The sequence below is a fragment of the Nonomuraea sp. NPDC003804 genome (assembly GCF_040610675.1).
Lineage (GTDB): Bacteria > Actinomycetota > Actinomycetes > Streptosporangiales > Streptosporangiaceae > Nonomuraea.
The window spans coordinates 265,303-276,939 of record NZ_JBEXMT010000003.1; the positions used below are offsets into that span (position 1 = coordinate 265,303).

The window sequence follows — 11,637 nt, forward strand, 5'->3', positions numbered from 1 at the left end:
GATACGCCGGGGTGTCCTCGGGGCGGGCCGTTCGGAGACAGCCGTGTGCGGGCCGCCGGAGTGCCTGATCGCCGCCGCCGAGGGCAGATGCGTCCTGCGAGGAACCGGCGCGTGCGGTCCTGCGGAGCAGGCGGTCCTGCCGATTCCCTCGTACGGGTCCGGAGGGTAGCCGTCGAAGGGCGCGGGGGACGAGGCTGAGAGAGCGTGAGCAGACAGGTGGAAGGAGCGGATCGATGGCGATGCGGTTCGAGCACGAGTTCACGGTTCCTGTCCCGATCGAGCAGGCCTGGGCGGCGCTGCTCGACGTCGAGCGCGTGGCGCCGTGCCTGCCGGGGGCGACGCTCGACACCGTCGAGGGGGAGGAGTTCATCGGCCGGATGAAGGTGAAGGTGGGCCCGATCACCGTCACCTACCGGGGCGGCGCCAGGTTCGAGGACGTCGACAAGGACGCCTACGCCCTCACGCTCGGCGCCTCCGGCAAGGAGGCGCGCGGTTCGGGTACCGCCAGCGCCACGGTCACCGCCCGGCTGACCCCGTCGGACGGCGCCACCACGGTGAAGGTCGAGACCTCGTTCAACGTCACGGGACGTCCCGCGCAGTTCGGCAGGGGCGTCATGGCGGAGGTGGGCGCCAAGCTCATCGACACGTTCGCGGCGAACCTGGCCGAGCTGCTGGGCGAGCCCGCCGCCGAGGAGCGCCATCTGGCGGCGGTCCCGGAGATCGAGGAGGAAGAGCAGGACATCCGGCCGAGCGGCACGCTGCGCACCTCGCGCACACCCGACGAGGAGGCGCTCGACCTGCTGGAGATCGCCGGAGCGCCGCTGCTCAAGAGAATCGCGCCCATTGTCGGGGCAATTGTCGGAATAGCCCTAGTTGTGTGGCTAATCCGGCGAATTGTCCGGTAAAAAGGCCATCAAGTCACGACACTTAGGCAATCGCAGGGGAATGTCTTTTTCGAGCCTCAGGACTCGGGGGAGAACACGCATGCCGGACTGCACCGTTGTCGTGATCACCTACAACGACGCCGCCCGCCTCCCCCGGGCGGTCCGCTCCGTGCTCGACCAGACGCTCCGCGACCTCGAAGTGATCATCTGCGACGACGCGAGCACCGACGACACCCCGCGCGTGGCCGGGGCTCTCACGCGCGCCGACCCCCGGGTGCGCTACGTGCGCAGGCAGGTCAACTCGGGCGGATGCGGAGCGCCGCGCAACGACGGGCTCGACGCGGCGCTCTCGCCGTACGTGATGTTCCTCGACAGTGACGACACGCTGCCACGGCACGCGTGCAAGAGCCTGCTCACCGAGATCGAGCGGACCGGCGCCGACTTCGTCTCGGGACAGATCGCGCGGCTGTACGAGTCGAGTGGCCGGACCCACCGCTACTACCCGCACCTGTTCGCGAGGCGGCGGACGGTCGAGGGCATCCGCGAGGAGCCTGACCTGTTCCTCGACTGCTTCACCACCAACAAGCTGTTCGACGTGTCCTTCCTGCGCCGTCACGCGCTGCGCTTCCCCGAGGACATCCTCTACGAGGACCACGTCTTCGGCGCCGAGATGTACTGCGCGGCACGCAGGTTCGCGGTCGTGCCGTGGACCGTCTACCACTGGCACAGGCCGCAGGACGGCACCTCCATCTCGATGAGCACCAAGGAGATGGACAACGTCCGCCACCGCCTCGAGGCGGCCAGGCGCAGCGACGCGGTGCTGCGCGCGCACGGATTCGGCGACCTGGTGCCCGATCGGCAGTACCGCTTCGTCCGCCAGGACCTGCGCGTCTACCTCAACCCGCTGCCCTCGCGCGACGTGGCGTGGGCCGCGGAGTTCGCCGGGGTGGTCAGGCCGTACCTCGCCCAGATCCCCGGCGAGGTGCTGGAGCGGCTGCCCGCCACGGCGCGGGTGTGCTGCCACCTGATCCTCGCCGACAGGGCCGAGGACCTGCGCGTGGCCGCCAGGTCGCTGAACGGCCCGCAGGCGCCGCCGCGCGAGGTCGTCACGCGCGGCGGGCGCACGTACTGGGGCCGCACGCCGGCGCCCGGCATGGACATCACCGCGCTGCACCTGGCCGAGCTGCCCTACACCGCCTCCAGGCTGCGCCACGAGGTGGTCGCGCTCGCGTCGGCGGGCACGCGGATGCGGCTGCGGGTGCGCACCTACGACCCCTTCGGGGTCCTCACGGCGGCGCCCGGGTGGACCGCGTCCCTGCGGTGCGGCACCGTCAGGACGCCGCTGTCCCCCGTGCCCGACCCCGACGGCGGCTACCTCAGCGAGGTCACCGTCGATCTGGCCACGCTGCGGGGACGGGGTGACCCGCGCATCGGCTTCACCGGACCCGACGGCCGCACCACGACGGACGTGCTGCTCGCCGACCCCTGCATGGCGCCGTTCACCCTCCGCCACCTGCGGGTCAGCGCCGAGGGCAGCGCGGGCCAGCTGTGCGTGCGCCCGCGGCGCACGCCGCGCGTGGCGCTCTCCCGGCTGAAACGGGTCGTGCTCAGGAGGCTGGGCATGCCCCGGACGAAGCTGGCCGCCTACAAGGCGCTGATCAGGCTGGTCCCGCCCCGCCCTGACCTGGCCCTGTTCGAGGCCGACTGCGGCAAGGGCTACACCGGCAGCCCCCGCGCCGTCTACGAGGAGGTACGGCGCCGCGGCCTGCCCGTCAGCGTCGTCTGGTCGGTCGCCCGCGCCCGGGCCGACTTCCCCTCCGACGCCGCCCTCGTCCGGCGCGGCAGCTGGCGCTACGTCTGGACGATGGCCCGCGCGGGCGTCTGGGTCGACAGCCACGGCTTCCCCCTCGACCATCCCAAGCCGCGCGGCACCCGCTACCTGCAGACCTGGCACGGCCAGGGCATCAAGTCGATCGGTTTCGACGCCCCCGACCTGCGCGCCGACCTGCCCGGCCCGCGCGAGCAGTGGCGCGCGGCCGTCGCCCGATGGGACGCGCTGATCTCGCCGAGCGCCGAGTTCTCCCGCTACTTCGTGCCCGCTCTCGGCTACGAGGGCCGTGTCCTGCGGTACGGCACGCCGCGCTGCGACGCGCTGGTGCGCGGCCGGCCGCCCGAAGGCGTGCGCGAGCGGCTGGAGATCCCGCCGGGACGCAAGATCCTCCTCTACGCGCCCACGTACCGCGACGGCGCCAAGGGCTCGGGCGCCTCGGTGCGCGTGGACCTGGAGGAACTGGCCGAGGCTCTGTCGGGCGAATGGGCGCTGATCCTGCGCACCCACCCCGTCGAGCGCTACCAGGTGCCCCCGCACCTGCGCCACTTCGTCACGCCGGCCGGCTCCTATCCGGAGATCAACGACCTGATCCTGGTCTCCGACGCGCTGCTGACCGACTACTCGTCCGTGATGTGCGACTACGCGGTGACGGGCAAGCCGATGTTGTTCTTCGTCGACGACTGGGACGAGTACCGGCTGACCGAGCGCGGCGTCAACACCGACCTGCCCGCCATCGCGCCGGGCCCGTGCGTCACCACGACCGCCGATCTCGTCGAGTGCCTGCGCCACCTGCCCGCGGTGCACGCCTCCTTCGCCGCCAGGTACGCCGCGGCGCGCAGGCTGTGGTGCGAGGAGGAACGGGGTGACGCCGCCGCCAGGGTCGTGGCCGACTTCTTCCGTGCGCCGCTCGCCGTACCTGTGGCCGAGCGGTCCCCGCTGCGGGGGGCGACGTGAGCGGGCCGCTGGTGTTCGCCTGCGTGGACGCCGACACCCTCGGCGGCATCCAGCAGGTCACCCACACGCTCGCGCAGGGTCTGGCGGAGCGCGGCCACGAGGTGCACGTCGTGGGCCTGCACCGGGCGCGGGATCCGTTCCGGTACGTCGGGCGGCCGCTCTACCGGCGGCACGTTGTCAACCGGTCCTCCCGGGCGTCGCGGTTCGAAGGAGCGCGGGTGCGCAGGCTGTTGACCGGGATCGGGCCCGGCTTCGCCGTCCTGACCTCGCCGGGAGTGGTGACGCGGCTGTCGGGGCTGCTGCCCGCCCGGACGCGCACCATCGGCCAGTACCACGGCTCCTACCAGCACGCCCGCATCTGCTCGCACCTGGGTTCGATCAGGAAGCACTACGGCGGTCTCGACCAGGCCGTCTTCCTCAGCGAGGACGACGCGCGGCTGTTCGCCGAGCACGCGCTGCTGCCCAACACCTGGTCGCTGCCCAACCCCCTGCAGGCCTGGCCCGGCGCGCGGGCCGAGCTGTCGGCGCCGAGGGTGCTCGGCGTGGGCAGGCTGGCGGGCGTGAAACGGTTCGACCGGCTGATCAGCGCGTTCGCCGAGGCGGCGGCCCCGCCGTGGGAGCTGCACCTGCTCGGCGACGGGCCCGAGGAACCGAGGCTGCGCGCCTGGGCGCGGAAGGAGGGCGTCGCCGACCGGGTGGTGTTCCGCGGGCGCGTGCCCGCGGCGGCGATGACGCGGGAGTACCTGTCGGCCTCGATCGTCGCCCTGTCCAGCGAGCACGAGGGCCTGCCGCTGGTGCTGATGGAGGCGGCCGCGCACGGCCTGCCCTCGGTCGCCTTCGACGTCTCAGGAGGGGTGCGCTCGATCGGCGGGCTGCTCGCGCCCCCGGGCGACGTGCCCGCCCTCGCCGGACGGCTCGCCGCCCTCATGGGGTCGGCGGACGAGCGGCGGCGCCTGGGCGCCGCCGCTCGCGTCAGGGCCGAGACGTTCCGTCTGGAATCCGTGCTCGACCGCTGGGAGGAGCTGTTCGCTCACATGACGCGCTGAGGGATCTCCGCCTCGGTGCGCTGCTGGGGGACCCCTGCGAGCGAGCGCTGGGTCGAGGTCAGCAGCGCCGCCACGGGACCGGGCTCACGGAAGCGGAGGAACCGGTCGCGCATGCTCTTGCGCAGCCGTGCCCCGCGCCGCTTCTGCATGACCTTCTGCAGGCGGGCGACGTGTTCCATCGCCGCCTGCGGCACGCCGGTCAGCTCGTAGCCGTTGGCCTCCAGCCGCTTGCCGAGCGCCTGCTCGCACAGCCTGATCTCCCACTCGTCGAGGCGCGCCGACCAGCTGCCCACCCGCGACTTCATGACCTCGCCGTGCGTGTTGCTGTGCCAGACCTTGTGGACGGGCACCGCGACGCTGGCCACCTCGTGCGGCGAGCACATCGCCGGGTCGAAGTCCTCGTCGAGGAAGTAGCAGAGCTTCTTCAGCTCGGTCGCGGGGTCGTCGGTCAGGTCCTCGTAGCGCAGCTCGTAGTAGCTGTCCTCCGGCATGGTCTTGCGCAGCCGCCTGCCGGCGTCGATCGCCTCCGCCCAGATGGAGATCGCGTGGAAGGAGTCGTGCTTGAACCACGGCATCTCCTTCAGCGAGGAGACGCAGTCGCGACCGTCCCTGATCAGGTGCACGAACTGCGCGTCAGGGAACAGCCTGACCAGCATGTCGACCTGCTTGACGTAGCTCGGGCGCTTGTCGCCCCACCGGGGCTTGCCGAAGCGTTCGGCGTACATCCTGAACGCGATGCCGATCACGGAGCCGAGCGAACCGGGCCCGTCGACCGCCTGCCTGATGAACTCGTCCCTGTCGATGCCCAGCTCGCGGAACTTCGTACGCTCCCCCGACATCCACTCGGCCAGCGCGAGACGGTTGGCGCCCAGCCGCATGTCGCCGAACGAGCGACGCTTGTTGTAGACGGCGCCCACGAACCTGGTCTCCGGCGGCACCGCGATCCTTGGGTGCTGGTGCAGCATGAGCTGCAGCAGCGTGGTACCCGAGCGCGGACAGCCAACGACGAATATCGGCCTGTCAGACATTTAGTGAACCCCCCATTGGCACGTACTCTCGGCTCTCCTCGGGCTTGGGGACCGCGCTGTTGCGGCGGGTGAAGAGCCACATCCGATAGACAAGGAAGATCTCGTTGGTCAGGAACAGGACGCTGATGCCCGCGATGACGGGGATGAGTGACGACTGTCCCAGCAGCGGCGCGATCACGAAGACCGTCGCGTGGAATTCGATGCCGCTGATCACGTGGGATCTGACCCTCCGCCTGGCCATGGCTCTGGTGAGCCTTCGCAGCATCCGGCGCCGTGGCCCGGGTCGCTGCGGCCTCGAGGGCGGTGCCTCCGTCTGGTGCGCCGGTGCCGGCCGCGTCCCCTGCAGCGAACTCGGCTGGCGTACCAGTGGCTGGTGCGCTCTCGGCGCCGGCAGCTGAGGCGGCGTCCTGGAGGCGATCTCCTCTCTGATCGTCTCCCTGACCCGCTTCATCTGCGGCGCGTTGACGTACCTGAACATGTCGAGCACGGCCACGACGGCGCCCAGCACGATGAAGGCGACGTTGCCCGTGGCCGCGTACTGGCCGTAGGCGAGACCGGTGGCGCAGCACAGCTCCCTGATCCTGTCGCCCATGAAGTCGAGCCACAGGCCGAACGGCGTCCCCGTGCCCTTGAGTCGGGCGATCTTGCCGTCGACACAGTCGATCATGAAGCTCAGGTAGAACAGCACCGCCCCCGCGGCGAGCTGACCGGCCGCCAGACACGCGGCCGACGCCATGCCGAGAACCAGCGAGAAGACCGTGAGCCCGTTCGGCGTGATGTTCGTGCGGTTGGCGACGAACAGCGCGACCCGGCAGGCGACCGGGTCCACGAAGTACACGGTCCACCACGAGTCTCTCCGCTTGCATGTCGCGTGGACATCATCGAGCGAGTAGGTCCTCATGGATCCCAGCATGACGACAGCCCGTTGTTCTTCGATTACTCTCTGGAACTACTGGAGAATGTCCATGCTGCTTCTTGACCATCCCGGCACCCCTGGGGCTCCTGGGTAGATCCCCCAGCGTCCTCGTCGTCGTCGTCAGCGCCGTCGAATTGCTCTGCCATGGGCGCCAGCCGAAGGTAGCCGTCCTTGACCAGGTCGCGGTAGGTGGCGCGCACGCCGATCCGCCACGTGCCGCTCTCGAGCGCGGCCGTGTCGATGGCGGCGGTGAAGATCCTGCGCTTCTTCCAGCGGGCCTTCAACGGCAGCGCGGTCTGGCCACGTTCCAGCCAGAGCGCGACCTTGACCCTGCGGCCCTCCAGCCGCCTGATGAAGACCTCGCCCTCCAGCTTCAGGCGGCGGCCGTCCCGGGCGGCCTGGCTGATCCTGGCGACGAGCCTGAGCTCCTCGCTGATCTCGTAGACCTTGTAGGGAATGTCCAGCCGCTTGTCGCCGAGGAAGGGGAAGTCGCCGTACCAGCCTTTGGTCTTGCCGCGCAGCTGGACCGCGCGGGGCTCCCCCGCCGCCTTGACGCGGTACTTGCGAACCTCGGCGAGTTCCTTGACCAGTCCCTTGCGGAGCAGGTGCAGTTCGAGGCGGCGCAGCGCGGGAGCCTCCTTCACCACCGAGCGGCGCAGCCCGGACAGCCAGTTCCTGCCCAGTTCGAGCAGCTCGCCGCGGTCGTCGGCGCTGGAGTCGGCGACCGCCTGGAGGAGGAAGGCGGTGTCCTTCTCCAGCACCACGCGGTCGAAGGGCACCACCAGCCGCGGCGCGGCCTCGGCCATGAACCCGCGCACCTGCCTGATCGCCTGGTGGCGCGCCACCAGGTTGGGCAGCTCCTCACGCCGCTGCGTGATCGAGGGCTCCCCGATGTCCCGCTCCCTCCACCGGTAGACGACGTCGGACAGGACGTCGACCTGTTCGGCGGCGACGTGCGCCTTGATCGCGACGGACAGGTCCTCGTAGATGCCTTCGGCGAACTCCAGCTCGGCCGCGTCCCAGAAGGAACGCCGGTACACCTTGTTCCACACCGTCCGGTCCCTGACCAGGACGCGCATGCGGGAGATGTGGGTGCGCTCCACGCTGCGCCTGAACGGCTTCATGTGCAGCGCCGACGGCGACAGCTCGCCCGAGCGCAGCCGTTCGACGCCGCCGCAGGCCAGGTCGGAGCCGGTCGTTTCGAGGGAGCCGACGAGCGCGTCGTAGGCGCCGGACGGCACCAGGTCATCACTGTCGGCGAAGGCCAGGTAGGTGCCGCTCGCGTGCCGTACACCGGTGTTGCGGGCGGGGCCGGGGCCGCGCCGCTCCTGGGTGACCAGGGTGAATCTGGGGTCCGCCTCGACGAAGGCCGCGGCCATCGCCCGGCTTCCGTCGGTGGACCCGTCGTCCACGAGGATCACTTCGAGATCCCGCAGGGTCTGGGTGGCGAGCGACTCCAGGCATTCGGTGATGTACGGCTCGACATTACAGAACGGCACTATCACGCTGAGCAGGGGCATGCTCGCAGCATGCCTGGCCCATGACCGCCCGGCAGCCGCCATGCCTGTCCCTGATCAGCTCTTTACCCACATCCGAATCCGCTACGTTGGGCATCGACACGAGCACGCTTCGTAGGGGGACGAGGTGCTGAGACACGTCCGCGAGCACGACCTCGAGATCATCCGGGGCTGGCGCAACCATCCGAAGGTCAGGGCGGCCAGCCTGACCACCCACGAGATCGGCCCCGACGAGCACGCCCGCTGGTGGGCGGCCCTGAGCGGCGACCCGAGCCGGCAGGTGCTGGTCTACGAGCACGCCGGCGTCCCGTCCGGCGTGGTGACCTTCGCCGGTCTCGGCCCCGGCGTCACGACCGCGGCCTGGGGCTTCTACCTCGACATCGACGGCCTGGAGTCGTCGGGCGAGCTGCTGCGGGCGTGGATCGGCCTGGAGCGGGCCGCGATCGAGCACGCCTTCGGCCCGCTCGGCCTGGTGAGGTTGCGCGGCGAGGTGCTCGAGGACAACGAGTCGGTCAGGCGCCTGCACCGGCGCTTCGGCTTCGCCGAGATCGGCTCCGGCACTCGGGCCGTCGACGGCGTCGACAGGAACGTCATCACCATCCAGCTCAGCAGAGAGGACAACGCGTGATCTCCATCGCGGGGCGCGAGATCGGGGCGGGGCACCCGCCGTTCGTCATCGCCGAGATGTCCGGCAACCACAACGGCGACCTCGGCCGGGCGCTGGCCATCGTCGACGCGGCCGCCGCCGCGGGGGCCCACGCGCTGAAGCTGCAGACCTACCGGCCCGACACCATCACCGTCGACGCCGACGGCCCGGCCTTCCGCATCGGCGAGGGCCACGCGCTGTGGGGCGGCGAGAACCTCTACCGGCTCTTCGAGCGGGCGCACACACCGTGGGAGTGGCACCGGCCCATCTTCGAGCGGGCTCGCGAGCGGGGGATGGTGCCCTTCTCCTCCCCGTTCGACCCGACGGCGATCGACCTGCTGGAGAAGCTCGACGCGCCCGCGTACAAGATCGCGTCGTCGGAGATCGTGGACCTGCCGCTGATCAGGCTGGCGGCGGCCACCGGCAAGCCGCTGGTCATCTCCACCGGCATGGCGACCATCGCCGAGATCCACGCCGCCGTCGAGGCCGCCCGCGAGGGGGGGTGCACCCAGCTGGCGGTGCTGGCCTGCACGGTCTCCTACCCCGCCGACCCCGCCGAGAGCAACCTGCGGGCGCTGCCGCTCCTGGCGGGCGTCACCGGCACGGTGGTCGGCGTGTCGGACCACACGCCCGGGATCGGGGTGCCGCTCGCGGCGGTCGCGCTGGGCGCCTGCCTGATCGAGAAGCACGTCACGCTCTCGCGTGACGACGGCGGGGTCGACTCCGCCTTCTCCCTGGAGCCGGCCGAGCTGGCGGCGCTGGTGGTGGAGAGCGAGCGGGCCTGGCGCTCGCTCGGCGCCCCGGTGCTCGGGCCGCGGCCGAGCGAGCGCGAGGGCCTGCGGTTCCGGCGCTCGCTCTACGTCGTGCGCGACGTGCGGGCGGGCGAGCCCGTGACCCCCGACAACGTCAGGTCGATCAGGCCGGCGGGCGGGCTGCCGCCGGCGGCGGTGAGCACGGTGATGGGCCGCACCTTCACCAGGGACGTCACCCTGGGCACGCCGTTGACCTGGGACCTCATCTGAGCAGGGCGTCGACGACGCGTTCCCTGCCCCTGCCGTCGACGAGCTCCCGGCCGCGCGTGCCGTACTCGGCTCGCAGGCCGGGGTCGGTGAGCAGGCGGCGCAGCGCGGGCACCGCGAGCTCGGCGCTGCCGCCGAGCCCCGCCGCCAGGCCGCGGCCGACCAGCGCCTCGTATCCGATGAGCTGGTTGTCGGCCACCCAGGTGAGCGCGGCGGGCACCCCGAGATACAGCAGCTCCCAGACGGCCGAGCCGGCGGCGGTCACCACGAGATCGGCGGCGGCCATCAGGTTCGGCAGCAGGTCGGTGGGCGGCATGACGGTGATGCCCTCCCCCGCCTCCAGCGGGGCCGAGCTGATCACGGTGGCGGTGAACGGCACGCCGGTCGCCCGCAGCGCCTCGACCCACCGCGGCGTGACCCCGGCGGCGTCGGTGCCGCCGAAGAAGCACAGCACGTGGGGCACGGCGACCCCCGGCCAGCGGGGCGGGCGGATGGCGCGCCGCACGCTGTCGCGCAGCAGGACGTAGCGCGCCCCCGCCAGCCGCACCCCCGGGTACGGCAGCCGGCAGGGCACCTCCTCGGCGCCGAGGTTCTGGTCGAGGTAGAGGTGCGCCTCCTGCCCGAGCGGATCGCCGTCGATGATGGCCAGCACGCGGGTGCCGGCCGCCATGAGCGCGGCTCCCGTCCCGGGCGGCAGCGTGTAGGAGTCGAGCACGACGGAGTCGAGCCCGAACGCCGCGAGCCGTTCGGGCTCGGCCGGCGCCGGGCGCACGGGCAGGGCGCGCAGGTCGAGCTGCCGCCACGCCCACGGCAGCGAGCCCAAGTCGCCGAGGAAGGACACGCGGATGCCCCGCGCACGCAGCTCCTCGGCCAGCGCCACGCAGCGGATCAGGTGCCCCACACCGATCGTGGTGCCCGCGTCGCAGCGGATGCCGACGCGCACGCTACGCCTCCCGCAGCGCCTTCTGCTCGACGTGTGCGTTGATCATGCACGCCTCCGGTCGCGCACGCAGCCATGCGACCAGCTCGCGCACGCGGGCGCAGCGGTCGCCCATGGCGGCCACCATCAGGGCGATCAGCCGCCAGTCGTCCTCGGTGTCGAGCGTGACGCGCAGGTCGGGAGCGGCCGGGCGGTAACTGAGGCCGAGCAGGTGGAAGTCGTCAGGATGAGTGTAGATGTGGGAGGTGACGTGCGTGCGGTGGTAGCCGGTGGCGACCTTGCCGACCGCCTCCAGCACGTCTCTGCCGACGATCTCGACGTCCATGCCGCGCGGCAGCGTGCGGACCAGGCTCGTGGTCAGGTAGTCGAGCCCCGGCAAAGCCTGGTAGGCCAGCGCCGCCTGACCGATGACCTCGGGGTCGAGCAGCGGGCAGTCGGCGGTGAACCGCATCACGGCCTCGCACGGGCGGCTCTCCAGCGCGCCGAGGAACCGGGTCAGCACGTCGTCGACGGGACCGCGGTGCCAGGCGACGCCGATCCGCCGGCACTCGGCGACGACCGCGTCGTCCGCGGCCTGCCCGGTGGTCGCCACGACGAGGTCGTCGACCGCCCCCGACCGCTCGACGGCCCTGACCACCCAACCGAGCACCGAGCGACCCCCCAGGTCGCGCAGCACCTTGCCGGGCAGCCGGGTTGATCCCATGCGCGCTTGAATGACTCCGACAATACGCACTGATGCCCCATTCCCCCGTGTGACCGTGCGTGTCTGCTTCGTCGCGCTAGGCTACCGGCCAACCTGCGCAGACGCAGGTCGTACCACCGAAATGAGGGGGCGGCGTGAGCGTGGTGAGCGGAT

At 71.5% G+C, this 11,637-nt stretch carries 10 protein-coding genes; 5 read left to right on the forward strand and 5 right to left on the reverse strand.

The annotated features are described in order from the left end of the window. Positions 1–233: 233 nt before the first annotated feature. From ABZX22_RS05540 to ABZX22_RS05550, 3 genes are all read left to right on the forward strand, one after another. Complete coding sequence (locus ABZX22_RS05540) at positions 234–905, forward strand: SRPBCC family protein (protein WP_354906326.1); 672 nt, start codon at positions 234–236, stop codon at positions 903–905. A 79-nt stretch (positions 906–984) separates the two neighbouring features. Continuing rightward, entirely contained in the window at positions 985–3,669 is a 2,685-nt protein-coding gene (locus ABZX22_RS05545) for a CDP-glycerol glycerophosphotransferase family protein (protein ID WP_354906327.1), read from the forward strand. Further along, positions 3,666–4,715 carry a glycosyltransferase gene (locus tag ABZX22_RS05550; protein ID WP_354906329.1) on the forward strand — a complete coding sequence of 350 codons (1,050 nt, stop codon included), beginning with the start codon at positions 3,666–3,668 and terminating at the stop codon, positions 4,713–4,715. The genes ABZX22_RS05545 and ABZX22_RS05550 overlap by 4 nt, the downstream gene beginning before the upstream one ends. Here ABZX22_RS05550 and ABZX22_RS05555 read toward each other — a convergent pair. From ABZX22_RS05555 to ABZX22_RS05565, 3 genes are read right to left on the reverse strand one after another with little or no spacing between them, the layout of a single operon-like run. Continuing rightward, entirely contained in the window at positions 4,700–5,743 is a 1,044-nt protein-coding gene (locus tag ABZX22_RS05555) for a sulfotransferase (protein ID WP_354906330.1), read from the reverse strand. The genes ABZX22_RS05550 and ABZX22_RS05555 overlap by 16 nt on opposite strands. Continuing rightward, positions 5,736–6,644, reverse strand: coding sequence for a CDP-alcohol phosphatidyltransferase family protein (locus ABZX22_RS05560; protein ID WP_354906331.1), 909 nt, complete (start codon positions 6,642–6,644; stop codon positions 5,736–5,738). The genes ABZX22_RS05555 and ABZX22_RS05560 overlap by 8 nt, the downstream gene beginning before the upstream one ends. 35 nt (positions 6,645–6,679) lie before the next feature. Continuing rightward, on the reverse strand, positions 6,680–8,179 hold the full coding sequence (locus ABZX22_RS05565; protein WP_354906332.1) for a glycosyltransferase family 2 protein: 1,500 nt from the start codon (positions 8,177–8,179) through the stop codon (positions 6,680–6,682). Positions 8,180–8,303: 124 nt separating this feature from the next. Between ABZX22_RS05565 and ABZX22_RS05570 the strand changes: the two genes are divergently transcribed. Then, positions 8,304–8,804, forward strand: a complete 501-nt coding sequence (locus ABZX22_RS05570; protein ID WP_354906334.1) for a GNAT family N-acetyltransferase — start codon at positions 8,304–8,306, stop codon at positions 8,802–8,804. Beyond that, positions 8,801–9,844 carry a pseudaminic acid synthase gene (gene pseI, locus ABZX22_RS05575; protein ID WP_354906335.1) on the forward strand — a complete coding sequence of 348 codons (1,044 nt, stop codon included), beginning with the start codon at positions 8,801–8,803 and terminating at the stop codon, positions 9,842–9,844. Before ABZX22_RS05570 ends, pseI begins: the two co-directional genes overlap by 4 nt. On the opposite strand, the gene ABZX22_RS05580 is transcribed toward pseI, so the two are convergent. Together ABZX22_RS05580 and ABZX22_RS05585 are read right to left on the reverse strand one after the other, a co-directional pair. Next, on the reverse strand, positions 9,837–10,784 hold the full coding sequence (locus tag ABZX22_RS05580; protein WP_354906336.1) for a hypothetical protein: 948 nt from the start codon (positions 10,782–10,784) through the stop codon (positions 9,837–9,839). The genes pseI and ABZX22_RS05580 overlap by 8 nt on opposite strands. Position 10,785: 1 nt before the next feature. Continuing rightward, on the reverse strand, positions 10,786–11,514 hold the full coding sequence (locus ABZX22_RS05585) for a glycosyltransferase family protein (protein ID WP_354906338.1): 729 nt from the start codon (positions 11,512–11,514) through the stop codon (positions 10,786–10,788). Positions 11,515–11,637: the final 123 nt, after the last annotated feature.

Coding starts and splice junctions, on each gene's coding strand:
- ABZX22_RS05565 (WP_354906332.1), bottom strand. CDS start 8,179: ATGCCCCTGCTCAGCGTGATAGTGCCGTTCTGTAATGTCGAGCCGTAC.
- ABZX22_RS05545 (WP_354906327.1), top strand. CDS start 985: ATGCCGGACTGCACCGTTGTCGTGATCACCTACAACGACGCCGCCCGC.
- ABZX22_RS05555 (WP_354906330.1), bottom strand. CDS start 5,743: ATGTCTGACAGGCCGATATTCGTCGTTGGCTGTCCGCGCTCGGGTACC.
- ABZX22_RS05560 (WP_354906331.1), bottom strand. CDS start 6,644: ATGAGGACCTACTCGCTCGATGATGTCCACGCGACATGCAAGCGGAGA.
- ABZX22_RS05540 (WP_354906326.1), top strand. CDS start 234: ATGGCGATGCGGTTCGAGCACGAGTTCACGGTTCCTGTCCCGATCGAG.